Here is a 25,068-nt window from a genome sequence, read left to right as displayed (position 1 = left end):
GCCAATTTAACGAGAGGCGTGTCATGTTTGGCGCGCCTTTTTTTGTCATTCGCAAAATATGCCCGCCGCAGGCATTCGATGTCCGCATCTTGTACCTACCTTGCAGGCAGGGCAGTGTCGGTGCGGAACTTTTTGGGGGTGACAGATGATTCCAGTACAGGGCTTTGAGGGCGCGAAGGTCGCCGTTTTGGGCTTGGGGCGCTCAGGTCTGGCCACAGCGCGGGCGCTGCGTGCGGGCGGAGCAGAAGCGATCTGTTGGGACGACAACCCCAAAGCGCGCGAAACCGCAGAGGGCGAAGGTTTCCTCTGTGCCGATTTGCTCAAGCAGAACGCTTTTGACGGCATTGCCAGCCTGATTGTCAGCCCGGGAATTCCGCATCTCTACCCAACGCCCAATCCCGTAGTGGCTGCGGCTTTGGAGGCCGGTGTTGCTGTGGACAACGACATTGGTTTGTTTTTCCGCTCTTTCGCCGATGGCGGTTGGGAGATGTTTGACATCATGCCGAAGGTCGTTGCTGTGACCGGCTCCAACGGCAAATCCACCACCTCTGCGTTGATCCATCATGTGCTGAGCGAGGCTGGGCGGCGCACGCAGCTGGCAGGCAATATCGGCCGTGGCGTGCTTGATCTGGATCCGGCGGAAGATGGCGATGTGATTGTTTTGGAGCTGTCCAGCTATCAAACGGATCTTGCGCGGAGCCTGACGCCAGACATTGCCGTGTTCACAAACCTCAGCCCGGATCATTTGGATCGTCACGCGGGTATGGGCGGCTATTTTGCGGCCAAGCGACGTCTCTTTGCCGAAGGTGGTCCTGACCGCGCGATTGTGGGCGTCGATGAGATTGAGGGGCGTTACCTTGCAGGGCAGCTTTCCGAGGGCCCGGCGGATGACCGTGTGATGCGTATTTCAACCGAGCGTAAACTCACCGGCGCTGGTTGGAATGTTTTTGCGCGCAAAGGGTTCCTCAGCGAATATCGCAAGGGGCGACAGGCGGGCTCGATTGACCTGCGCGCCATCAGGGGCTTGCCGGGCGCACATAACCATCAGAATGCCTGCGCTGCCTATGCGGTCTGCCGCGCGTTAGGTCTTGCGCCACGTGTGATTGAGGCGGCTTTTGCCAGCTTTGGCGGGCTGCCGCATCGCAGCCAGATCATCGCTGAGGCCGCTGGTGTGACCTACGTTAATGACAGCAAGGCCACCAATGTGGATGCGGCGCAAAAGGCTTTGTCGGCGTTCAAAAAGATCCGCTGGATCTGTGGCGGGCTTGAAAAAGAGGGTGGCCTTGGCGATCTTGCTGCAAGTGCAAGCGAGGTGGTGAAAGCCTATGTCATTGGGCGAGAGGCTGCGAATTTTGCCATGCAACTCAAAGGGGTTGAAGCAGAAGTTTGCACCACGATGGCGCAGGCGGTTGCACGTGCTGTGGCAGAGGCGCAGGAAGGGGAAACTGTCCTGCTTGCGCCAGCGGCGGCGAGCTTTGATCAATATGACAGCTTTGAAAAGCGTGGCGACGATTTTGTAGCAGAGGTGCGTGCGGCAACAGGGGCCGCTTAGGCGCGTTTGGCGGCGATGGCTTGACCGGCGGCCCAACCAGAGCTCCAGGCCCATTGAAAGTTAAAGCCGCCCAGCCAGCCGGTCACATCCATGGCTTCGCCGATCACGTAAAGGCCGGGAACGTGTTTGGCTTCCATGGTTTTGGACGACAGCCCGTCTGTGTCGATCCCGCCAAGGGTGACCTCGGCAGTGCGATAGCCTTCGGTGCCTGATGGTGTAAGCTGCCAGTTTTGCAGCGTGTTGCAGAGCGTTTCTAATGTGCTGTCGGATTGGTCTGCAAGGTTGCCGGACAGATCCATGGTTTCGCTTAAGTGGTCCACCAGACGGGCAGGCAGAAGTGTTGCAAGCTCAGTTGTCAGATTGCGTCGCCCTTGCGCCTGTCGCCGTTCGCGGAGCGTCTCAAATGGGTTACTGTCAGGGAAGAGGTTGATGGCAATCGGCTGGCTTTCGCGCCAATAAGAGCTGATCTGCAGCATAGCCGGGCCAGACAGGCCACGGTGGGTGAACAGCGCGGCCTCCTCAAAACTGGCGCCACCCGCTGTCGCTCGCACAGTATGGGCCACGCCGGAGATGGCTTTGAAGCGCCCGTCTGAGAATGTGAAAGGCACAAGCCCTGCACGGGTGTCTGTGACCGGAAGGCCGAACTGACGCGCGATGTCATACGCCAGCCCTGTCGCTCCCATCTTGGGGATGCTTTTTCCGCCCGTGGCCAAAACGAGGTTCGCACAGCTCAGTTTTTGCCTTTGCCCGTTTTTTTCGACCTCTAGAGCGAAGTGCGATCCGTCGTGGGTGACATTTGCGATCTGTGTTTCAAGCCAGAGTTCGGCACCTGCTTGGGTGAGTTCCGCGCGCAGCATGGCGATGATGTCTTTGGCGCTGTTGTCACAAAACAGCTGGCCAAGGGTTTTCTCATGATAGGCGATGCCGTGGCGCGCCACCATGTCTATAAAATCCCACTGCGTGTAACGGCTGAGCGCGGACTTGCAGAAATGCGGGTTGCCTGAAAGGAAATTCTCAGGACCAGCATACATATTGGTGAAGTTGCAGCGCCCGCCGCCAGAAATGCGAATTTTTTCACCCGGAGCTTTGGCGTGGTCGAGCAGCAGCGTGCGCCCGCCCGTATGTGCGGCGCACATCATGCCGGCCGCGCCTGCGCCCAGAATAATGCTGTCCCAATGTGTCTGTGTGCTCATGGGCGCGAGGTGCCTGAGGATGTGGTTCAGGTCAAGGGGGCGAAGCTTATGCGTAAGATCGGCGGGTCGGGTGGAAATCACCGATCTCTATACTTTCCATAAAGCCTATTGGGTGTTACTCTTCGACTTAGACCCGGAAAACGGGCGTTTTGAGGCAGAGATCGGCGGATTTCGATGACAGAGATGGTTTATGGCGCGCTGCCCGTTCGGGCGCGTGAGCCCGTGCTCCCGAAGTGGTGGCAAACACTTGATAAATGGACAATGACGTCGATCGTCTTGTTGTTTGTCATTGGCCTGATGCTTGGCATGGCCGCAAGCCCACCTTTGGCTGCCAAAAACGGTTTCGCGCCGTTTCACTATGTGCAGAAACAGGCATTTTTTGGCGGTCTGGCGATGGTTGCCATGATCGTCACATCGATGATGTCGCCAACTCTGGTGCGTCGTTTGTCTGTTTTGGGCTTTGCCGTTGCAATGGTTGCACTGGCGCTCTTGCCGGTGTTTGGCACGGACTTCGGTAAAGGTGCCACGCGCTGGTATTCTTTGGGCTTTGCGTCTTTGCAGCCGTCTGAGTTTCTGAAGCCCGGTTTCGTGGTCGTGGCAGCCTGGCTTATGGCGGCCAATGAGGAAATCAATGGCCCTCCGGGGCGGCGCTGGTCGTTTCTGTTGATGGTGACCATTGTGCTGATGCTGGCGTTGCAGCCTGACTTCGGTCAGGCCTGTCTGATCCTATTTGGCTGGAGCGTGATGTATTTTGTCTCCGGCGCGCCCATGCTGCTGATCGGGGGGATTATTCTCTCCCTCATTCCGATTGCCAGATTTGCCTACACAAGTTCAGAGCACTTCGCGCGCCGCATCGATGGTTTTCTGGATCGCTCCGTCGACCCGACCACCCAGATTGGCTATGCAACTGAGGCAATCCGCGAAGGCGGTCTTTTTGGTGTCGGTGTGGGCGAGGGGCAGGTGAAATGGTCACTGCCTGATGCGCACACGGATTTCATCATCGCAGTTGCTGCCGAAGAATATGGGCTGATCCTTGTGTTTGCGATTCTTGCGCTTTACGCGACAATCGTGTTGCGCTCGTTTTTCCGCCTGATGCGGGAACGTGATCCGTTCATCCGGTTGGCTGGCACCGGGCTTGTGGCGATTTTCGGCGTACAAGCGCTCATCAATATGGGTGTTGCGGTGCGCCTTTTGCCTTCCAAAGGCATGACTTTGCCGTTTGTGAGCTATGGCGGCTCGTCCCTCATCGCCGGGGGGATTGCAGTTGGCATGATTTTGGCGTTTACCCGCAGCCGTCCTCAGGGTGAGATTGGGGATATTTTGCGGGGGCATGGTAGATGAACAAACAGCCACTTTTGGTGATAGCAGCAGGCGGCACGGGGGGGCATATGTTCCCCGCGCAGGCGCTGGCAGAGGTGATGCTGCGCAAAGGGTGGCGGGTGAAACTCTCCACCGATGCGCGTGGCGCGCGCTATACCGGTGGCTTTCCGCATACGGTGGAGATTGAACAAGTCAGCTCCGCCACTTTTGCGCGCGGTGGTGCGCTGGCCAAGCTGGCCGTGCCGTTTCGCATTCTGGGCGGTGTGTTGGGCGCGGCGATGAAAATGCGCAAGGATCGGCCCGATGTGGTGGTCGGCTTTGGCGGCTATCCGACCATTCCCGCGATGGGCGCCGCTTGGCTGCTGAAACTGCCACGCATGATTCATGAGCAAAACGGTGTGCTGGGGCGGGTCAATCAAGTCTTTGCCAAGCGCGTGAACGTGGTGGCCTGCGGCACATGGCCCACTGCTTTGCCGGACGGCATTGAGGGCACGCCTGTTGGCAACCCAGTGCGCAAGTCCGTGATGGATCGCGCGGGTGCTGGCTATATCGCGCCAGGCGATTATCCGATGTCGGTTCTGGTGATTGGCGGCAGTCAGGGTGCGCGTATCCTAAGTGATGTGGTGCCTGCGGCGATTGCGGCATTGCCTCCTGAGATTTTGGACAACCTGCGCGTGGCGCATCAGGCGCGCGATGAGGATTTTGACCGGGTGTCCGCCTTTTATGCTGAGGCTGGGATCTCTGCGGATGTGCAGCCATTCTTCAACGATGTGCCTGCGCGCATGAGCGAAGCGCAACTGGTGATCTCGCGCTCTGGCGCCAGTTCTGTCGCCGATATCTCCATTATTGGGCGCCCGTCGATCCTTGTGCCTTTTGCCGCAGCGGCGGGCGATCACCAGACGGCCAATGCGCGGGGGCTGGCAGAGGCGGGCGGGGCGATTGTTGTGCCTGAGAGCCTTCTGACGCCGGACTCGCTGACCGAACAAATCACAACCATTTTGAGCAACCCGCAGGGCGCAAGCCAGATGGCTCAGGCCGCGCTGTCGGCGGGCAAGCCGGACGCGACCGAGGCGCTTGTTGCGCTGGTCGAGCAGCTGGCGAACAAGGACCAATAAGATGAACGCAGCAACCAAACTTCCCGGCGACGTGGGCGCCATCCACTTTGTTGGCATCGGCGGCATTGGCATGTCCGGCATTGCCGAGGTGTTGATCAACCACGGCTATACGGTGCAGGGCTCTGACCTGAAATCCACGAAGATCACGCAGCGCCTGGCTGATATGGGCGCGACGGTGTTTGAAGGCCAGCGGGCGGAGAATTTGGAAAATGCCGAAGTTGTGGTGATTTCTTCGGCCATCAAACCCGGCAATCCCGAGCTAGATGAAGCACGCCTGAAAGGTCTGCCTGTGGTGCGACGTGCAGAGATGCTGGCCGAGCTGATGCGTCTGAAATCAAACATCGCCGTGGCCGGTACGCACGGTAAAACCACCACCACTACGATGGTGGCGGCGTTGCTGGATCACGGCAATTTTGATCCAACAGTGATCAATGGCGGCATTATTCACGCCTATGGCTCGAACGCGCGTGTGGGCGACGGCGAGTGGATGGTGGTTGAGGCCGATGAAAGCGACGGCACCTTCAATCGTTTGCCCGCGACCATTGCCATTGTGACCAACATCGACCCAGAGCATATGGAGCACTGGGGCACTGAAGAGGCGCTGCACAAAGGCTTTTATGACTTTGTCTCAAACATTCCATTTTATGGTCTGGCGGTGTGCTGCACCGATGATCCGGATGTGCAGACGCTTGTGGGCAAAATCACTGACCGCCGCGTCGTGACCTTCGGCTTTAATGCGCAGGCCGATGTGCGGGCGCTGAACCTGACCTACAAAGCGGGCGTTGCGCATTTTGACATCGCCTTGCAGGCCGAAGGCAAAGTGATCGAAGGCTGTACGCTGCCGATGCCCGGCGATCACAATGTGTCAAATGCATTGTCCGCGGTGGCGATTGCGCGTCATCTTGGAATGAAGCTTGATGAAATTCGCGCAGCGCTTGCAGCCTTTGGCGGCGTGAACCGCCGCTTCACCAAAGTGGGCGAAGTGCTGGGGGGCGTGCCGGTGATCGATGACTACGGCCATCACCCGGTGGAGATCGCCGCAGTGCTCAAGGCCGCGCGTCAGGCAATTGGTGACAGCGGTGGAAGGGTCATTGCCGTGCACCAGCCGCACCGCTACACGCGTTTGCATTCGCTGTTTGAGGATTTCTGCACCTGCTTCAATGAGGCGGATGTTGTCGGCATTGCTGATGTTTTCGCAGCTGGGGAAGCCCCGATTGAGGGGGCAAGTCGCGATGATCTTATCGCGGGATTGGTGGCTCATGGGCACCGTCACGCGATCGCTATTTCTGAGGAGTCGGATCTGGTTGCGCTGGTCAAGGAGACCGCGAAAACCGGAGACATCGTGGTCTGCCTCGGCGCGGGTTCGATCAGTGCGTGGGCCAATGGCCTGCCGGGCCACTTGGGCGCCTGATCTATCGTGCTTGCGTGATTGCTAGGGTTGAGTAGACTGCTGAAAACGCAAACGAAAGGGCGTGCGACGTGAGTTTTGTTTTGATACTCGCCTGTTTGTGGGTACTTGCCGCAACCGCTGTCGCAATGTTGCCGATGCGGTATCAGTTTGTGCCAGGTTTTGGTTTGCTGATAGCGGCCATTCTGTTGATCGGTGTGATCTTCTATGAGCATGGCTGGGTGTTTGGTGGGCTCGCGCTATTCGGGTTTGTATCCATGTTTCGTCGACCCTTGCTGTACTACGGGCGCAAAGCTCTTGGGCTGCATGTCGAGAGTGATGCCGCGGAGCAGCGGGAGTGAGCCTTTCGCTGATCAGCGCCTGTGTTTGGCTGATCGCGGCCAATCTGCGCGCAATGTTCCCTTCTAAGGATCACCACTGGCGCTTTGCCTATGTGATGATGGCGATTGGTGTGCCGATTGTGATTGGCCTTGCTGTGCAACATAACATCTGGTTTGCGCTTGTGTTTGTTGGCATGGGGGCGTGGATTATGCGCTGGCCGGTTATCTACCTCTGGCGTTGGGTTAAAAGGAAATTGGGATGATCGCTGATCTTGTGTTGGATCTGACGCTGGGCTTGAACGCGGTGATCTGGTTCGCGGTGATGCTGATGCCAATCTATGGGGTTGTTACGGGATTTCGACAAAATCGCGGCCTCTTGAAACGTGCAAGCTTGATCTTGATTTGTCTTGTCATTCTGTTTGTCTCACTTCTTGTAACACTTGGCACGGTTAAGGTTGTGTCAGACCCAGAGTCGCTCGCTGCGCTTTACAGCTATAGTGGTTGGCTTGCATTGGGGCTGCCCGGGGCGCTTGCTTTGGGGTGGGGATTGCATTTTGGGATTTATGCGCTGCGCGATCGGGCCTAGGCGGGAATTGACGCGTACACACAGAGGCGGGTCTTGTGGTGTGAGGGTGGCTTCGCTATCGGTGCGGTGACCATTAAGCCAAAGGACCCGTACCAATGACTGATCTGCCCACGCCGCGCGGCAAGCTGACACCAGGCAAAGATCTGTCAGGCTTGACCTGGCTGCGCGTTGGCGGTCCGGCGGACTATCTGTTTCAGCCCGCTGACGTTCAGGATCTTGCCGATTTCCTAAAAGCCTTGCCCAAAGATGTGGCGGTTTTTCCGATGGGCGTAGGCTCCAATCTGATTGTGCGCGATGGCGGTCTGCGTGCCGTGGTCATTCGCATGGGGCGTGGCTTCAATCATACAGAAATTGAAGGCAATCGTGTGCGGGCGGGTGCCGCGGCGCTCGATGCGCAAGTGGCCCGCAAAGCGGCGGCGGCTGGCGTGGATCTGACGTTTTTGCGCACTATTCCCGGTGCCATTGGCGGTGCTGTGCGGATGAATGCGGGATGCTATGGCAGCTACACTGCAGATGTGTTTGTCGAGGCCACGGCTGTCACGCGGGAGGGGGAGATCGTCGCCCTTACCGCAGAGGATCTGAAGTTCCAGTATCGCCAGACCGAATTGCCCGAAGGTTGGGTGATTGTGGAGGCGGTGTTGCAGGGGCCTTCTGGAGATCCAGAGGTGCTGGCAGCACGGATGGAAGATCAGCTGGCCAAACGGGATGCGACGCAACCAACCAAAGACCGCTCTGCTGGGAGCACCTTCCGCAACCCGGCCGGATTTTCATCAACGGGCAAGGCGGATGACGTGCATGATCTGAAAGCCTGGAAGGTGATTGATGATGCAGGGATGCGTGGTGCACGCATAGGTGGCGCGCAAATGAGCGAGATGCATTCCAATTTCATGATCAACACAGGTGACGCAACGGCCGCAGATTTGGAAAATCTGGGCGAAGAGGTGCGAAAAAGGGTTTTCCAAAACAGCGGAATAGAGCTACAGTGGGAAATCATGCGGGTCGGGGAGCCCTCCGCTGACTGACTTCTTATCAAACGCTTAATAACAGGCACAAAAAAGCGGTTCGAAGTTACCAAAACAAGGGCGCAAAGCCCGATAAAACAGGGCAAAGCCCGAACTGAGAGCAGGGCACAAAGCCCAATCCGAGCAGGCATCTCTTGCCTGAATAAAAATGCGGCTGAACAAGGCCGCGATAACGAGTCCGAAGGGCTCAAACCAGAACAGGGCCGAAAACGGCTCGGGACATTGAGGCACGTAGGGTATGTCAGAGCAGACAAACCCCAAAGTTGCAGTTGTGATGGGCGGACCCTCTGCAGAACGCGAGGTTTCGCTCTCCACAGGGCGTGAATGCGCTGCTGCACTGCGGGACGCAGGATATCAGACCGTAGAGCTCGACGCTGGGTCGGATCTTGTTGCGCGCCTGAAAGAGATTTCTCCCGATGTGATTTTCAATGCACTGCATGGCCGCTGGGGCGAAGATGGCTGTGTGCAGGGCATTTTTGAGTGGCTGCGCATTCCATATACGCATTCCGGTGTTCTTGCGTCCGCATTGGCCATGGACAAACAACGTGCCAAAGAAGCTTTCAAAGCTGCTGGGTTGCCCGTGGTTGAAAGTGTGATTGCTGACAAGGCTGATGTGTCCCTGCGCCATGTGATGGAGCCGCCCTATGTGGTGAAGCCCAATAACGAAGGCTCCTCTGTCGGGATTTACATCGTGAACGCGGGGGCAAACACGCCCCCTCAACTGGCAGAGACCATGCCGGATGAGGTGATGGTGGAGAGCTATGCGCCTGGCCGCGAATTGACGACCACCGTGATGGGGGATCGCGCCTTGGGGGTGACGGATATCATCACCGATGGCTGGTATGATTATGAGGCAAAATACGCCGAAGGTGGCTCGCTCCATGAAATCCCTGCGCAGGTGCCGCGAGAGATTTATGACGCCTGCATGGACTACGCTGTACGCGCACATAATGCTCTGGGCTGTCGCGGGGTGTCGCGCACCGATTTTCGCTGGGATGAAAGCCGTGGCCTGGAAGGGTTGATTTTGCTTGAGGTCAATACCCAACCGGGCATGACTCCGACCTCTCTGTCACCTGAACAAGCCGCTTTTCAAGGTCTGTCTTTTGCCGACTTTTGCAGTTGGATGGTGGAGGACGCATCATGCGATCGTTGAGGGCCGGCAAGCGACAAAAGGCGCGCCAAGATCTGGCGCCCAGCCGGTGGGCCTATCGCTTTGAGCGGCTGATGTTGACGCCGCTGTTCCGGTTTTGCCTGCGCACGGTTGTGCCCTGTGCTGTCGTTGCTGGGGCTGGAATGGTGTACTTCGCCGATGAAGGGCGTCGTGAAAACCTCAATCTCGCGATCAACGATTTGCGTCATCAGATTGCGACGCGCCCAGAATTCATGGTCAGCGCAATGGCAATTGAGGGAGCCTCTGATGGCACTTCAGAAGATATACGCGATATTCTTTCGCTGAGCTTTCCAACCAGCTCTTTTGATTTGGACCTGCCTTCGATAAAGGCGCAGATTTCGGAGCTGCCCGCTGTGGCAAGCGCATCGGTGCGCGTGCGCACTGGCGGTGTTTTGCAGCTTGATATCGCAGAGCGCACGCCTGTTGTGGTGTGGCGCACCCACAAAGGTCTGACACTGGTTGACCCAGACGGTCATGTGACCGGGCCAGCGGTGTCTCGCCATGCCCATGCGGCGATGCCGCTGATTGCGGGAGAGGGCGCAGATGCGCATGTGCGCGAGGCGTTGTCTCTGTTTTCGGCTGCGGGTCCGCTCTCGGATCGCCTGATCGGATTGGTGCGCGTGGGGGAGCGCCGTTGGGACGTGGTTCTGACCCGCGATCAGCGGATTTTGCTGCCCGAACACGGGGCCGTTGAGGCGCTTGATCGCGTTGTCGCGCTCAACGCCGCTCAGGAACTCTTGGAGCGTGATATTTCAGTGGTGGATATGCGGCTGGCGCGTCGTCCCACCATTCAATTGACAGAGAATGCCGTTGAAGACTGGTGGCGCACCAGTCAGATAACTTTGGGGACAACAGGACAATGACAGAGCTGTATCAAAGCCAACGCGCCATGCGCGCGATGCGCAAAGCGGCCATGCAACGCGGTGTGATTGCGGTTCTGGATGTCGGCACATCCAAAATTGCCTGCCTCGTGCTGCGCTTTGATGGCACTGATCGGCTGGCCAGTGTCGAGGGCATCGGCTCTATGGCTGGGCAAAGCGGCTTTCGTGTGATCGGGGCCAACACCATCATGTCGCGTGGCGTGAAGTTTGGCGAGATTGACGCCATGCAGGAGACCGAACGTGCCATTCGTACGGTGGTGCAGGCAGCACAAAAAATGGCGAAGATCCGCGTGGATCATGTGATCGCCTGTTTTTCCGGTGCAGAGCCGCGTTCCTATGGTCTGGATGGTCAGATTGAGCTGGCGGGGCAGGTTGTTGGCGAGCAGGATGTTGCGCGTGTTTTGGCAGCTTGTGATGTGCCCGATTATGGTGCGGATCGAGAGGTGCTGCACGCACAGCCTGTGAACTTCGCACTGGATCATCGCTCAGGTTTGAACGATCCGCGCGGCCAGGTGGGGCAAGTGCTTACGACGGATATGCACATGCTAACTGTCGACAAAGTGGCCGTTCAGAACCTCGTACATTGTATCAAGCGATGCGACTTGGAGCTCGCTGGGATTGCCTCTTCGGCTTATGTGTCTGGCATGTCAGCTTTGGTAGAAGATGAGCAAGAGCTGGGCGCGGCCTGTATCGATATGGGCGGTGGGGCGACCAGCCTGTCAATTTTCATGAAGAAACACATGATCTTCGCCGATACGGTGCGCATGGGCGGTGATCACGTTACCGGTGACATTTCCATGGGGCTGCAGGTGCCGATGGCGACCGCAGAGCGGATCAAGACGTTTTATGGCGGTGTTGTGGCCACGGGCATGGATGATCGCGACATGATCGAACTGTCCGGAGACACAGGGGATTGGGAGCACGACCGCCGCTCTGTCAGCCGGGCAGAGCTGATTGGCATTATGCGTCCACGTGTTGAGGAGATCCTCGAAGAGGTGCGTGCGCGCCTGGATATCGCTGGGTTTGAGCATTTGCCAAGCCAGAAAATTGTGCTCACGGGCGGGGGCAGTCAGATCCCCGGACTGGATGGATTGGCATCCAAAATACTCGGGCAACAAGTGCGCCTTGGGCGTCCGATGCGCGTGCATGGTTTGCCTCAGGCGGCAACCGGACCGGGATTTGCAGCGACCGTAGGGATGTGTCTGTTCGCAACCCATCCGCAAGACGAATGGTGGGACTTCGACTTGCCGGTGGATCGCTATGGTGTGCGCCCCTTTGACAAGGCGGTGCGTTGGTTTCGTGAAAATTGGTGAGGTTTTAACTGGGGATAAAGCAACGAAAGGGGCTTTTAGGGGGTGACCTTCCGCACCTGCGCCGTTAATGTTTTAGTAACCGCTAAAAATGCGGATCAAGCAGGCCGAGCAGGGTCTTTAACATAAAAATATAGCTGTATCGGGGCGCTAAGGGTGCTTCGATTGGCTCCGTAGTGTTGTGCTGCGTGTGGATTGCCCCGCAAAATGTCGCGGTTTCGGCAAGATACCGCTAGTTTCTGAATTTTTCCTCCACATTTTGTGGCAAAATGCGCTTTTTGGGATGACGATTCCGCAAAGCGTGTTTAATAATGTGTTGGAGTAGGCAGAAAATGGCCCGCTGTGGCGGGTAAACAACAGGCGGACAGTTTTATGGCTTTGAATCTGACGATGCCCGATGAGGGTGATCTGAAACCCCGCATCACCGTGTTCGGTGTAGGCGGCGCAGGCGGCAACGCCGTTAACAACATGATCGACAAGGCGCTGGAAGGCGTTGAGTTTGTGGTGGCGAACACCGATGCGCAGGCATTGCAGCAAAGCAAGTCTGACAGTCGTGTGCAGCTGGGCGTAAAGGTCACCGAAGGTCTGGGTGCTGGGGCGCGCGCAACCGTTGGTGCCGCAGCCGCTGAGGAAAGCATCGAGGAGATCGTGGATCACCTCGCAGGCGCACACATGTGTTTCATCACCGCAGGTATGGGCGGCGGTACCGGCACCGGTGCGGCACCAATTATCGCACAGGCCGCACGTGAGCTTGGTGTATTGACCGTTGGTGTTGTCACCAAGCCATTCCAGTTCGAAGGCGCAAAGCGTATGCGTCAGGCCGAAGAAGGCGTTGAGCAGCTGCAGAAGATGGTCGACACACTGATCATCATTCCCAACCAGAACCTGTTCCGTCTGGCCAACGAGAAAACCACCTTCACTGAAGCCTTCTCCATGGCAGATGATGTTCTGTATCAGGGCGTGAAAGGTGTGACCGATCTGATGGTGCGTCCGGGCCTGATCAACCTTGACTTCGCGGACGTGCGCGCCGTGATGGACGAGATGGGCAAAGCCATGATGGGCACCGGGGAAGCAAACGGCGAAGATCGCGCGATCCAGGCGGCAGAGAAGGCAATCGCCAACCCGCTGCTCGACGAGATCTCCCTGCGCGGTGCGAAAGGCGTTCTGATCAACATCACCGGCGGTCACGATCTGACCCTGTTTGAGCTGGACGAAGCTGCGAACCGCATTCGTGAAGAAGTGGATGCAGACGCAAACATCATCGTTGGCTCCACCATGGATGACTCCCTTGAGGGTGGTATGCGCGTATCTGTCGTCGCGACTGGTATTGACGCGGCTGAAGCAAACGCGGCCATGCCATTGCCGCGCCGCTCTATGAAGGCGCCGCTCCCACAGGCGGAGGCCGAAGCGGCACCCGCAGCGGCAGCGCCTGTGGAACAAGCGCCTGCACCGGCTGCTGAAGCGCCATCTGCTTATGCACCAGCGCCACAGCCAGCGGCCGCGGCTCCAGCTGAGCCATCCCTGTTCCCGCAGATGGACGCACAGCGCGCCGCTGCAGAAGAGCAGATGGAAGACATCTTTGAGGAGCCAGCACCAGCAACGCCAACATTCGATGCGGCGTCGGCAGGTGCTGATGTGCCAGCGCCTGCGTATCAGCCTGCTGCCACACAGCAGGTCCAATCCCAGATGTTTGAGGAAGAAGAGCCGCAAGATTTTGTTGCGCCTCAGCGTCCAGCGCCTGGCACTCCGACACCTCAGTTGATGCAGCGTTTGCAGGCTGCGGTTGAAAAGGCACCAGCTGCGCCAGCGCGTCCTGCACCGACTGCACCCGTCCAAGAGCCGCGCGCAGAAGAGCGCCCGCGCTTTGGCATCAACTCTCTCATCAACAAGATGACAGGCCATGCCGCAGAGCAGCCCGCCGCGCGTCCTGCGCAGGCAGCTCCCGTGGCGCGTCAGCAACCGGCAGTCCAGACACAAGCGCCTGCTGCGCAAATGGACGAAGATCAGGAACGGATTGAAATTCCAGCCTTCCTGCGCCGTCAAGCGAACTGAAAAACTATCTTAACACGTGAAGAGGCCGTCCTAACTGGGCGGCCTTTTTTTGTTTTTAGTCAGTGGGTTGTATGTTTCATGGCGATGTTTTGCCGAAGTGTTACAAACATGTTTCAGTCCGTTGCAAAGCTTTATTTGAGAAGACAGGTGCAACGCACTACCTCACTATTGCGGCCAATTGGGGTGCGCCGCGTAACCGTTGAGGATCACCGTGCAAGCCACATTGAAAACACCAGTCCATTTCGTTGGAACAGGCCTCCACTCCGGAGCAGAAGTGCACCTGACGGTGCGCCCGGCATCGGCAGACTATGGCATCTGGTTCAAGCGCACGGATATTTTGGTGGGCGACGCGATGATTCCTGCGCGGTGGGATGTGGTTGAGCAAACCGCACTCTGCACCCGAATCCTGAATGAAGCCGGTGTGACGGTTTCCACCATCGAACATTTGATGGCGGCGCTTGCAGGATGCGGCATCCACAATGCTCTGATCGAAATTGATGCTCCTGAAGTTCCGATCCTGGATGGCAGCGCGGCAGAGTTTGTGCGCGGTTTCCTGAGGGCAGGCATTGTGCAGCAGCGTGCTGCCGTTTGGGCGATCGAAGTTCTGAAGCCTGTTTCGGTCACACGTGGCGAAGCCGTGGCAGAACTTTTGCCAGCGCCAGAGATGCGCATCGATTTTCACATTGATTTTGTTGACGAAGCCATTGGTCAGCAAACCAAAGGCTTGACGCTGGCAAATGGCAGCTTTGTGCGCGAGCTTTGTGACAGCCGCACATTCTGTCGTCAGGCAGATGTCGAAGCAATGCAGGCCAATGGTCTCGCTTTGGGCGGGGACCCAACGGAAAACGCCGTTGTGTTTGATGGTGCCAAGGTCAGTGCGCAGGGTGGTTTGCGCCACGCTGATGAACCTGTGCGCCACAAAATGTTGGATGCTCTGGGCGATCTTTATCTCGCAGGAGCGCCGCTTTTGGCACAATATCGTGGGCATCGTGCGGGTCACGCTCTGACCAACGCACTGCTGCGCGAGCTGTTTGCCGATCCTACCGCTTGGCGCATGGTGGAATGCACTGCCGCACAAGCCGCACGTCTGCCAGGGGCAGGTGTGCATATGGGCGAGGTTCCAGCGGTCGCTTGAAAGTGATTGCAAGAATTGCACCCAAAGGCGTTTTGCCCCGGAAAATTCTATGCTAACAGCGTTCTGGAATGGTGGGTGTGTCCCGCGGGGAAGAGAAGGTTGAGCACTATGTCAGGCATCAGATCGCGGGCGCGTCTTCTGGGATCGGTTCTGGCGCTGGCCGTTGTAGTGGCTTGCGGCGACAATGATGCGAGTGATGCACGTCGTGGCTTGATCGATCTGGAGCAATTCACCCCAGAACAGATCTATGAACGTGGCGAGTTTGAACTGGCCCGGAATCGCGGGACGGATGCGGCTTTCTTCTTTTCTGAGATCGAGCGACTCTATCCTTATTCGGAGCTGTCACAACGTGCGCTGATCATGCAGGCGTTCTCTTATCACTCAGACAACAGCTATCCTGAGAGCCGCGCCGCTGCGCAGCGCTATATTGATTTCTATCCTGCGGATGAAGACGCGGCTTACGCACAGTATTTGCTGGCGTTGAGCTATTATGATCAGATTGACGAAGTTGGGCGGGATCAGGGGTTGACCTTTCAAGCCCTACAAGAGCTGCGCAAAGTGATCGAAATCTACCCAGACAGTGAATATGCCCGCTCTGCCGCGCTGAAATTTGATCTGGCGTTTGACCACCTTGCATCCAAAGAGATGGAGATTGGCCGGTACTATCTGCGCCGTGATCACTATGCCGCTGCGATCAAGCGATTCCGTGTGGTGGTTGAAGACTTCTCTACCACCACCCACACGCCAGAGGCCTTGCATCGCCTTGTTGAGGCGTATCTCTCATTGGGGCTGGTGCAGCAGGCCCAGACCGCCGGGGCTATCCTTGGCTACAACTTCCAGGCCACTCAGTGGTACGAAGACAGCTACAAGCTGTTGAAAGGCCAAGGGTTGGAGTTGGAAGCCGCTGATGATGGCTGGCTTGGTCAAGTCTATCGCCAGACCCTGAAGGGGCAATGGCTGTAACGGCGCGCAGGTTGCGCCCTGCCAACTGATCCAGATGCTGCGTTCTCTCGATATCCGCGACATGCTGATCATTGATCGGCTCGAACTGGCGTTTCAGCCGGGATTGAACGTGCTGACGGGGGAAACCGGGGCCGGTAAGTCCATTTTGCTCGACAGTCTGGGTTTTGTGCTTGGCTGGCGTGGTCGCGCGGAACTGGTGCGCGCTGGCGCCGAGCAGGGCGAGGTTGTCGCCGAATTTGATTTGCCAGAAAACCATGCCGCGCACGCCATTCTGGAAGAGGCGGGGCTGCCGGGCGGTGAAGAGTTGATTCTGCGGCGCGTCAACCGGACGGACGGACGCAAAACGGCTTGGGTCAATGACCGTCGGGTGTCCGGCGAAGTGCTGCGCCGTCTGTCTGAAACCTTGGTCGAATTGCATGGTCAGCATGATGACCGTGGATTGCTTAACCCCAAGGGGCACCGCGATCTTTTGGACATCTTTGCAGAGACGGACAAACGCCGTGCAAAGACCCGTTCGACCTGGGCGGCTGTGACCAAGGCAAGAAAAGCACTGAATGTGGCGGAGACCGCGCTGGCAGAGGCGAAAGCCGAAGAGGATTTTCTGCGGCACGCGGTTGCTGAAGCGGATAAGCTGGATCCACAGCCCGGCGAAGAGGCAGAACTCGACACCCGCCGCCGTATGATGCAGGGCGCAGAGAAGGTGCGAGAAGACGTCAGTCGTGCCCATGCTGCGCTTGGCAATGGCGGTGCGGAAAGCGCCATGGGCGATGCGCTGCGTTGGCTCGACGGAGCATTGGCGGAAACCGGCGATGCGCTTGAGGCGCCGGTGGCCGCACTGGAACGTGCCCTGAATGAGCTGAGTGATGCTGTCGATGGTGTAGAGCGCTGCCTTGAGGCGCTGGACTTTAATCCGCATGAGTTGGAGCAGATCGAAGAGCGCCTGTTTGCCATCCGAGCCTTGGCCCGGAAGCATGGGGTTGCGCCCGATGAGTTGGGCACATTTGCCCAGAACTTGCGTGACAGACTGGCTGCACTTGATGCAGGCGAAGGCAATATCGCTGGCCTGACCGCCGATCTGAAAGCGGCTGAGGCGGCCTATGACATTGCGGCTGATGCCCTGACCAAAGCGCGCCAGACAGCGGCCAAAGCGTTGGACAAGGCTGTAATGGGCGAACTGGCACCTCTGAAAATGGAACGTGCCGTGTTTGAAACCCGCGTCACCGCAGGGGATGCCGGGCCAGAAGGGCGTGATGCGGTGGAGTTTGTGGTTGCCACCAACCCCGGCGCCCCTGCTGGGCCATTGGCCAAGATTGCCTCGGGGGGTGAACTCAGTCGCTTCCTGCTGGCGCTTAAAGTCTGTCTGACCAGCGACATCAGCGGCATGACTTTGATCTTTGACGAGATCGACCGCGGTGTTGGCGGGGCGACTGCTGATGCTGTGGGGCGTCGTCTCAAAGCCTTGGCCGAAGGTGGTCAGGTGTTGGTGGTGACGCACTCACCCCAGGTGGCTGCGCTTGGGGCGCACCATTGGCGTGTCGAAAAGAGCGTTAAAAACAATCAGACGCTCAGTCGCGTGGTGCCTCTGAACGCTGATGAACAGATTGATGAGGTCGCGCGCATGATCTCTGGCGACACGATCACGGTTGAGGCACGTGCCGCTGCAAAGGCGCTTTTGGGCTGAACCGGTCAAAGCCGTGGCGTCGCCTGCACATTTATCCAAATTCGCGTGAGACTCACCGCATACCCCTTTGCTTTGGCTGCAATTCCCGCGTAGAGCATGGGAGACCTCTGTTGGTCTGACTCCCGGAGATTTTGCGGCCCGATGGCGAAATCGGTAGGCTCCTTTTTGGCGGAAAGCGCTCAAGACGCGGCAAACACCTGTCGTGGCGGATGGCGTGTGCTTCTGGAGAAGGGGCCAAGCCAATTTCAGTTCTGGATCATCGCGCTTTGCATTGGAATCGCCGCTGGGTTTGCCGCATTGTTTTTCCGCAAAGGCATCCATTGGCTGCAATCGACACTCTATGGCGCTGAGGATCTGACCAAGCTGCACAGCTTTGCCTATACCTTGCCGTGGTATTGGCTGCTGGTGATCCCGACGGTGGGCGGATTGGTTGTTGGCCTGATCCTGCATCATTTCACACCTGACGGGCGTGTGCGCTCTGTGGCGGATGCCATAGAAGGCGCCGCTTTGCACGAGGGCCGCGTGGAAAAACGGGCCGGTATTGCATCCGCTTTGGCCTCGCTGATCACCCTGTCTTCTGGCGGCTCCACAGGGCGTGAAGGCCCAGTGGTGCATATCGCGGGGGTGATTTCGAGCTGGGTCAGCGATCGTATCAACGCCAATGGCATCACCGGGCGTGACCTGCTGGGCTGCGCCGTGGCGGCGGCGGTTTCCGCATCATTCAACGCCCCCATCGCAGGGGCGCTTTTTGCGCTGGAGGTGGTGCTGCGCCACTTTGCGGTGCACGCCTTTGCCCCAATTGTCATCGCGGCAGTTTCTGGCACGGTTATCAACCGGCTTGAATTCGGGGACGTGACCGAGTTCACCCTCAACACCGGCACCGCGCTGCAATTCTATCAAGAGCTGCCAGCTTTCCTGATCCTTGGCGGTGTCTGTGGGCTTGTGGCTGTCGCGTTGATGTGGACGATATTCTGGGCCGAAGATATGGCCAATCATGTGCAGGACGAGTTGCGCATGCCGCGCTGGCTGCGGCCGGCGATTTCCGGCAGCCTGTTGGGCATTTTGGCGATTTGGTTTCCGCATATTATTGGCGTGGGATATGAAACCACTTCTGCCGCGCTCACTGGTCAGTTGCTGCTGCATGAGGCCGTGGTGTTTGCCGTCCTGAAAGTCATTGCGGTGTCCATCACTATGGCGGGGCGCATGGGCGGCGGCGTGTTTTCTCCGGCACTCATGCTTGGCGCGCTGACTGGGTTGGCATTTGGCATGATCGCCACTGCGATTTTCCCGGATGTGTCCGGCACCACCACACTATATGCCCTTGCAGGCATGGGCGCCGTGGCAGCCGCCGTGCTTGGTGCGCCGATCTCGACCACGTTGATTGTGTTTGAGCTGACAGGCGACTGGCAAACCGGTCTGGCGGTGATGGTGGCTGTGTCCATCTCCACCGCCTTTAGTTCGCGACTGGTGGATGGCTCGTTCTTTCTCACGCAGCTTGAGCGGCGCAATGTGCATATCGCCGCTGGCCCGCAGGCCTATTTGCTGGCGCTCTGTGGTGTGTCCAAGGTGATGCGGCTGACAGATGATCCCAAAGCTGCACCTGAGGCGCGGTGCTGGGAGATGGTGGCAGAGGGGTGTTATGTCAGCGGAAATGCAACGCTGGAAAGCCTCATGCCGATGTTTGAGGCCACAGGTGAGGCTTTCATTCCCGTGGTGACTGTTGTGGCAGAAGATGCCTCACCCGCGCTGCTGGGAGCGGTCTTTCACGTGGATGCCCTGCGGGCCTATAACAAAGCGCTGGCAGAAACCGCCGCTGAAGAGCATTCCTAGGCAGACTTACTCATAGAGTTCAACCGAGGTGGCTTTCAGCTGATAGGTCGCGCTCACATCATCAGACCCATCCACTAGAAACAATTCGCTCACGCTGGGTTCATTGCGCAGCTCTCCGGTGATCCAGATTGGCGTGTAGTACCCATCGGTTTCAAACCCTTCGGGATAGCTGACGCGCACAATCTGGTTGGCGGGCGGCGGCGGGACGTGAATGCAGGCCCCAATTGTGGGCACGAGCAGAAACTCTGTGGCGGTGTCACCGTTCATTTCCAGAGGCAACAGGTAGCCGGGAATGCGAATGGTCTTTCCAACAACCTCAGCATTGGGTGCGCTGGCTTCCGCTTCGAGCTGCGCCATGATCCGCAACCTTTCTGAGAGCAGAAAATCCACCTTCACGCCCTGATCATAAAGCACCCCGCGCAACGCTTTGGCATCGGCTGCGGCGTCTTTGTCGTTGTCTTCTTCTGCAATTGTGTCCAGACGCAACACGCGTGCCAGATTTTCCATTTGTTCGGTTGTGAGCGTTTCAAACGGGTTTTCAATCGGCGTGGTTGGCCCTGTGAGCTCTTCCCATCCGATTTCACGCGCTTCAGCGGAGTGTCCGGCACCCGCAAGCGAGGCTGCGATCAATGCCATTGCCGCCGTTGTCACAACAAGTTTCATATCGGTTGTCCTTGCTTTGATGCGCGCATTGCAGAGTTGCCCCTGCACTATGCAGTATCGTGTCAAGGCTGGCAAAAGTGAACGGCTGCGGCAAAACAAATCATCGCGAGCCGATTTTTGCAGGTGATCAGAGCGCCGTTTAAATTCGCTCTACAGCGACCTGCTCGGATGTATGAAAGGCGAGGTGGTCCTTGATGCGCTCCACGCCTTCAACCGGGGCATCGTATCCCCATGCAGCATCTTTGATGGTCGTGCTTTTTGTGACGATAGAATAATACCGTGCATCTCCCTTGTGAGGGCAGAACGTGGTCTTTGCACTGTCGTCCAGAAAGGCGGTCGCAATATCACCACGTGGGAAGTAAATGACCGGCTTGTAGCCATCTTCGCTCAGTTCAAGTGCCGCGCTGCTCTCGCCCAAAATGGCGCCGCCAGCCCGCACGACCCAATTGCCCTCTGCTTTGCGAATGGTGATGTTGCCGGTCATGTCTGCTACCCTCTTTGTGTTTTAGATGCCACTATCGTCGCTTTGTGACAGCACGGTGTCAGCCCAAACGACATGCCGCTGTTTCAAAGCGGCGCAGTCGCATCATCCAACCACAGTTTGACCTCTGGCGCGAGACGTGGCGATAGAAGCTGACGACACGTCGCATGATAGTCATTAAGCCAATCTCGTTCATCTGCGCTGAGCATCTCTGTCACAATCATATCGCGGGCGATTGGCGCATAGGTCAATGTGCGAAACTGAAGCATCTCCCGATGATCGTCCCCACCAGGCAGGGCGGGGGCCTCTTCAACCACAATCAGGTTCTCCAAGCGAATGCCAAAGGCGCCGGGGCGATAATAGCCGGGTTCATTGGAAAGGATCATGCCCACTTCAAGCGGCACATCACTCACCCGGCTCAACCTTTGTGGCCCTTCATGCACACACAGATACGCACCCACACCGTGCCCAAGGCCGTGATCAAAATCTTGCCCCGCCATCCAGAGTGGCAGGCGACCAATCGCTTCTATGTGGCTGCCTGCGACCCCTTTGGGGAACCGCATACGTGTCACCGCAATCATCCCTTGCAGGACACGCGTGAACGCCACCTTGGCCTCTTGATCGACCGCGCCAATTGGCAGGGTGCGTGTGATGTCGGTGGTGCCATCGGCATATTGCCCACCGCTGTCGAGCACCATTAGGTCACCGTCCTCTAGCTGGCGGTTGGTGTCTTCGGTCACGCGATAGTGCATGATCGCCCCGTGCGGACCGGTGCCTGCAATGGTTTCAAAACTGATGTCCAACAGCGCATTGGTTGCACGCCGGCTTTCTTCCAATTTGCGCACCACATCAATCTCGGTGAGCGTGGTTTTGTCTTGTGTGTCAAACCAGTTGAGAAAGCTGCTGACCGCCGCGCCGTCACGCAGGTGCGCTTCAACCATGCCTGAAATCTCTGCGGCATTCTTGCGCGCTTTCGGCATCACGCAGGGATCCTGTGCATAAGCAATCTTTGCATCGCTCTGGGCCACAGCCGCTTCTACAGCGATCGGGGCGCTGCCTTTGTCCAGCCGCACGGTACCGGTGGATTTTGTAAGGTATGCAATGAAATCTTCAGGTGCATGCACGCGTACGTCAGCCCCAAGATGATCCATCACGGCTGCAAGTTTCGGCGCGGCCATGAACAGATCCACGCTTGCATCTGCGTTCAGAATGGCAAAGCCATGCGCCAGAGGATTGCGTGGAATGTCAGCACCGCGGATGTTTAACAGCCAGGCAATGCTGTCGGGCAGGGTGATCACCGCCGCGTCATGACCCGCCTCTTTCAGAGACGCTGCCAGCCGCGCGCGCTTGTCGGTATGGCTTTCCCCTGCGATGGCCGTTGGGTGGGCTTTCACCGGGGCCATCGGCGCATCCGGTTGATCCTCCCAAATTCCATCAATCGGATTGGCCACTGGTACGAATTGAATGTTCGTGCCAACAACCGCCTTTTGCAGCGCTTCAAGTTGTCCAATTGTATAGAGCCAAGGGTCAAAGCCCACACGACCGGCCCCCAGATGCTCTACAATCCAAGGTCCAGGCAAAACTTCGGGCCAATCCACCGGTGTGTAGCAGTCTGCCACCTGTTCTTTCACTTGGGTGCGATACCGCCCGTCAACAAAAACGCCCGCAATCTCAGCCAGCACAACGCAGAACCCGGCGGAGCCTGTGAACCCTGTCAACCATGCCAGACGGTCGTCGCGTGGGGCAACATATTCACCCTGATGGGCATCCGCACGCGGGACCAGGAAGCCGTCAAGACCTTGTGCCAACAGCGCTTTTCGCAGAGTTTTCAGCCGATCTGGGCCTTGCTCTGGCCGCGCTGTCACGTTGAATTCTTGAAACATGTTTGAGCTCCATCGGCTGACTGTGGGATGCACATTGAATGCGTGTTCAGTGATACGCGATCTGGCCTCAATGACAAGTCCGTTGGCAGGCTTTGGGCGCGCGCCGCTTCAAACGGGCTGCGCCGCAAAAGCTTAGCAGGGTGCGTTTTGTCTACGCATTCGTTTCGCGCGTAGTCGCTTTGATTTGGTATACCGTGGCATTCACATAAGGCATTGAAAAATATGAATTTACAAAGTGATCTAGATGCGTAGGCTCTGGCCAACTGCGATCCGCGCCGGAGAGGATAATGCACTCAATCACTGACCACCCTTTGCGCTACCAGCTCGCCAACGAACTGCACGCGCGCCCTTTTCCAACGCTTGACGTGCCTTGTCGCGCGGTGTTCGTGGCATGGAGGATCCCGCGGGAGCAGATCGGGGCACGCGAACAAGCTGCGCGCGCACATCTGATAAACCTGCTTGACCGCTTCGGTGTGGCGCACCCACCGCCTGGGGCCACGCATTTCACCTGCCAGATCGGGCGCGACACCCTCAAATGGGAGCAGCACGCAGAATTTGTGGCCTATTCGGTTTTTCTGCCGCAGTTGAGCGCGCGCGCTTTTGATCCAGTGGATTTTGATGTTTTCCCGGAAGACTGGCTCGCCGCTGCGCCGGGGCAGCGTGTGACGTCGGTGGCGATCCGCGTAGAGCCGATGCCAAACGAGGATGAGATCAACACCAAGATTGATAGTTGGTTTCTACAGGAAGCAGTGGCGGTAAACTACGTACTGGATGGGTCTTGCGTGGTGGCAAGCGATTTTCGCATCGCCGCCAACGGGCATCAGTGCATGGCTGTTTTTGTCGCGCCAGAGACCGGCGTGCGCCGGGTTGGACGTGTCGTGCAGCGCCTCTGTGAGATCGAAACTTATAAATCCATGTCGATGCTGGGCTATTTTAGGGTGCGTGCGATTTCAGATGAATTGAGCGCGCTCGAAGATGGTGCCGGTCAGTTGATGGGAGAGCTGCGCACCCAAGAAGGGGATGCGGCTGAAACACTGCAGAGCCTGCTGGCGTTGTCGGGTGATTTGGAACATCTCATTGCTGAGACCTCTTTTCGCTTCGGGGCGACAGCGGCCTATGAAACCATTGTGTCCCAGCGCATTGAAGTGCTGCGTGAGGAGCGTTTCCAGGGGCGCCAGACATTTCAGGAATTCATGATGCGGCGCTATGATCCGGCAATGCGCACCGTGAAGCACAGCGAAACCCGGATGCAATCTCTTGCAGAGCGTGTCGGACGCGCGGCGCAATTGCTGCGCACAAAGGTCGAAGTCGCGCGCTTGGCGGAAAATCAGGCGCTACTCGCCAGTATGGACCGCCGCGCGGATATGGCGCTGCGCCTGCAGGAAACGGTCGAAGGTCTCTCGGTGGTTGCCATCAGTTACTACGGTGTGTCGCTTGCGGCCTATGCCACCTATCCTTTGGCCGCCCTGGTTGGGCTGAGCAAAGGCATGCTGACAGCGATCCTGACGCCGGTCGTTGTGGCCTTGGTGTGGTGGACAGTGCGCAAGATAAAGGCGCGCATGCATTAAACTGTCGTCGCAGAGCAAGGCAGAATTCAGGTGGCGCGGCGCCTCTGGCATGGGCTTTCTGTTGCGAATCAAAGGCTTCTTGCCGCGCTGCGGCGCAAAATCTATTGCCTTTGAGGGGTTGCGCTTTGGCAAAAACTGTCAGAAATAACGCTTCGACCATGCGAATTCTGTGGATTTGAGCGGTTTTCCACCAACTGACATCGGGTTTCCGTTTCCGTTGGCCCGCTTTCTTCCTATAGTCAGTTAGATGCACGCGGTAAGACCTGCACGCCCTCAGGGAGATAGACACCGATGATCCGTTCGGAATTGATTCAAAAAATTGCAGACGAAAATCCTCATTTGTTTCAGCGCGATGTAGAGCGCATAGTGAATACTATTTTTGATGAAATCACAGAGGCGATGAGCCGTGGGGACCGCGTAGAGTTACGCGGCTTCGGCGCATTTTCCGTGAAACAGCGCGATGCGCGCACTGGGCGCAACCCACGCACCGGTGAATCGGTAGATGTAGATGAAAAACACGTGCCGTTCTTTAAGACCGGCAAGTTGTTGCGGGATCGACTAAACGGAAAGTAAGCCATGCGCTACATTCGCTACGCCTTTCTTGGCGCGCTGGGCATCGCCCTCATTTCGGTTGCACTCGCAAACCGGGACCTTGTGACACTGACACTGCTGCCTCCGGCGCTGAGCGACTTGATTGGGCTTAACCACAGCATTCAGCTGCCTCTTTTCCTCGTGATTCTGGGCGCCATCGTCGTGGGGCTGCTGATCGGTTTTGTTTGGGAATGGATGCGTGAACACCGCATGCGCTCTGATAAAACCAAAGCAGAGCGTGAGCTGCATCAAACCAAACGCGAAGTGCGTCGTCTTAAAGGCCGTGAGGCTGAGAAAAAAGATGAAGTTCTCGCGCTTCTGGATGAAGCCAGCTGAGCTTTGC

The 25,068-nt window shown here is 57.6% G+C and carries 23 protein-coding genes; 19 read left to right on the top strand and 4 right to left on the bottom strand.

The window, feature by feature from the left end:
- The first annotated feature begins 145 nt into the window (after positions 1-145).
- Entirely contained in the window at positions 146-1,552 is a 1,407-nt protein-coding gene (gene murD, locus J7413_RS08185; RefSeq protein ID WP_209097580.1) for a UDP-N-acetylmuramoyl-L-alanine--D-glutamate ligase, read from the top strand.
- Here murD and J7413_RS08180 read toward each other — a convergent pair.
- On the bottom strand, positions 1,549-2,745 hold the full coding sequence (locus tag J7413_RS08180) for an NAD(P)/FAD-dependent oxidoreductase (RefSeq protein WP_209097579.1): 1,197 nt from the start codon (positions 2,743-2,745) through the stop codon (positions 1,549-1,551). The two genes, murD and J7413_RS08180, sit on opposite strands and share 4 nt — an antisense overlap.
- A gap of 174 nt (positions 2,746-2,919) precedes the next feature.
- On the opposite strand from J7413_RS08180, the gene ftsW reads away from it, so the two are divergent.
- From ftsW to J7413_RS08105, 15 genes are all read left to right on the top strand, one after another.
- Complete coding sequence (ftsW, locus tag J7413_RS08175) at positions 2,920-4,086, top strand: putative lipid II flippase FtsW (protein WP_209097578.1); 1,167 nt, start codon at positions 2,920-2,922, stop codon at positions 4,084-4,086.
- Entirely contained in the window at positions 4,083-5,180 is a 1,098-nt protein-coding gene (gene murG / locus J7413_RS08170) for an undecaprenyldiphospho-muramoylpentapeptide beta-N-acetylglucosaminyltransferase (RefSeq protein ID WP_209097577.1), read from the top strand. The genes ftsW and murG overlap by 4 nt, the downstream gene beginning before the upstream one ends.
- A 1-nt stretch (position 5,181) precedes the next feature.
- Positions 5,182-6,591, top strand: coding sequence for a UDP-N-acetylmuramate--L-alanine ligase (murC, locus tag J7413_RS08165; protein ID WP_209097576.1), 1,410 nt, complete (start codon positions 5,182-5,184; stop codon positions 6,589-6,591).
- Positions 6,592-6,659: 68 nt separating this feature from the next.
- Positions 6,660-6,929: a DUF2484 family protein gene (locus tag J7413_RS08160; RefSeq protein ID WP_209097575.1), complete on the top strand. Its 270-nt coding sequence runs from the start codon at positions 6,660-6,662 to the stop codon at positions 6,927-6,929.
- Positions 6,926-7,171, top strand: coding sequence for a DUF2484 family protein (locus tag J7413_RS08155; protein WP_209097574.1), 246 nt, complete (start codon positions 6,926-6,928; stop codon positions 7,169-7,171). The genes J7413_RS08160 and J7413_RS08155 overlap by 4 nt, the downstream gene beginning before the upstream one ends.
- Positions 7,168-7,494, top strand: a complete 327-nt coding sequence (locus J7413_RS08150; RefSeq protein ID WP_209097573.1) for a hypothetical protein — start codon at positions 7,168-7,170, stop codon at positions 7,492-7,494. Before J7413_RS08155 ends, J7413_RS08150 begins: the two co-directional genes overlap by 4 nt.
- 95 nt (positions 7,495-7,589) lie before the next feature.
- A complete protein-coding gene (gene murB / locus J7413_RS08145) occupies positions 7,590-8,516 on the top strand; it encodes a UDP-N-acetylmuramate dehydrogenase (protein WP_209097572.1) in 927 nt (308 codons plus the stop codon).
- A 238-nt stretch (positions 8,517-8,754) separates the two neighbouring features.
- A complete protein-coding gene (locus tag J7413_RS08140; RefSeq protein WP_209097571.1) occupies positions 8,755-9,669 on the top strand; it encodes a D-alanine--D-alanine ligase in 915 nt (304 codons plus the stop codon).
- A complete protein-coding gene (locus J7413_RS08135; RefSeq protein WP_209097570.1) occupies positions 9,657-10,550 on the top strand; it encodes a cell division protein FtsQ/DivIB in 894 nt (297 codons plus the stop codon). The genes J7413_RS08140 and J7413_RS08135 overlap by 13 nt, the downstream gene beginning before the upstream one ends.
- The gene (gene ftsA, locus J7413_RS08130) at positions 10,547-11,881 is read left to right on the top strand and encodes a cell division protein FtsA (protein WP_209097569.1); all 1,335 of its coding nucleotides are present in this window, start codon (positions 10,547-10,549) and stop codon (positions 11,879-11,881) included. Before J7413_RS08135 ends, ftsA begins: the two co-directional genes overlap by 4 nt.
- Positions 11,882-12,250: 369 nt before the next feature.
- Positions 12,251-13,930 (top strand): cell division protein FtsZ, encoded by a 1,680-nt coding sequence (ftsZ, locus tag J7413_RS08125; RefSeq protein WP_209097568.1) that lies wholly within the window; start codon positions 12,251-12,253, stop codon positions 13,928-13,930.
- A 211-nt stretch (positions 13,931-14,141) separates the two neighbouring features.
- A complete protein-coding gene (lpxC, locus tag J7413_RS08120; RefSeq protein ID WP_209097567.1) occupies positions 14,142-15,065 on the top strand; it encodes a UDP-3-O-acyl-N-acetylglucosamine deacetylase in 924 nt (307 codons plus the stop codon).
- A 108-nt stretch (positions 15,066-15,173) separates the two neighbouring features.
- Positions 15,174-16,028: an outer membrane protein assembly factor BamD gene (locus tag J7413_RS08115; protein WP_209097566.1), complete on the top strand. Its 855-nt coding sequence runs from the start codon at positions 15,174-15,176 to the stop codon at positions 16,026-16,028.
- A 34-nt stretch (positions 16,029-16,062) separates the two neighbouring features.
- Positions 16,063-17,709, top strand: coding sequence for a DNA repair protein RecN (gene recN, locus J7413_RS08110; RefSeq protein WP_209097565.1), 1,647 nt, complete (start codon positions 16,063-16,065; stop codon positions 17,707-17,709).
- A gap of 141 nt (positions 17,710-17,850) precedes the next feature.
- Positions 17,851-19,539, top strand: a complete 1,689-nt coding sequence (locus J7413_RS08105; protein WP_209097564.1) for a chloride channel protein — start codon at positions 17,851-17,853, stop codon at positions 19,537-19,539.
- A gap of 6 nt (positions 19,540-19,545) precedes the next feature.
- Here J7413_RS08105 and J7413_RS08100 read toward each other — a convergent pair whose 3' ends face one another.
- From J7413_RS08100 to J7413_RS08090, 3 genes are all read right to left on the bottom strand, one after another.
- On the bottom strand, positions 19,546-20,202 hold the full coding sequence (locus J7413_RS08100) for a DUF3299 domain-containing protein (protein ID WP_209097563.1): 657 nt from the start codon (positions 20,200-20,202) through the stop codon (positions 19,546-19,548).
- A gap of 139 nt (positions 20,203-20,341) precedes the next feature.
- Positions 20,342-20,686, bottom strand: coding sequence for a DUF427 domain-containing protein (locus tag J7413_RS08095; protein ID WP_209097562.1), 345 nt, complete (start codon positions 20,684-20,686; stop codon positions 20,342-20,344).
- A gap of 83 nt (positions 20,687-20,769) precedes the next feature.
- The gene (locus tag J7413_RS08090) at positions 20,770-22,566 is read right to left on the bottom strand and encodes an aminopeptidase P family protein (RefSeq protein WP_209097561.1); all 1,797 of its coding nucleotides are present in this window, start codon (positions 22,564-22,566) and stop codon (positions 20,770-20,772) included.
- A gap of 287 nt (positions 22,567-22,853) precedes the next feature.
- Here J7413_RS08090 and J7413_RS08085 point away from each other — a divergent pair, with 287 nt between their 5' ends.
- The 3 genes from J7413_RS08085 to J7413_RS08075 all read left to right on the top strand — a co-directional run bounded on the left by J7413_RS08085 (position 22,854) and on the right by J7413_RS08075 (position 25,061).
- Positions 22,854-24,134, top strand: a complete 1,281-nt coding sequence (locus J7413_RS08085) for a DUF3422 domain-containing protein (protein ID WP_209097560.1) — start codon at positions 22,854-22,856, stop codon at positions 24,132-24,134.
- 291 nt (positions 24,135-24,425) lie between these two features.
- Entirely contained in the window at positions 24,426-24,707 is a 282-nt protein-coding gene (gene ihfB / locus J7413_RS08080; protein ID WP_209097559.1) for an integration host factor subunit beta, read from the top strand.
- A gap of 3 nt (positions 24,708-24,710) precedes the next feature.
- Positions 24,711-25,061 carry a LapA family protein gene (locus J7413_RS08075; protein WP_209097558.1) on the top strand — a complete coding sequence of 117 codons (351 nt, stop codon included), beginning with the start codon at positions 24,711-24,713 and terminating at the stop codon, positions 25,059-25,061.
- Positions 25,062-25,068 lie beyond the last annotated feature (7 nt).

Origin of the sequence: Shimia sp. R10_1 (assembly GCF_017744095.1) — a bacterium.
GTDB lineage: Bacteria > Pseudomonadota > Alphaproteobacteria > Rhodobacterales > Rhodobacteraceae > Shimia.
Note: the sequence above shows the minus strand (reverse complement) of the source record. Positions and strands in the feature narration are given on the sequence as shown.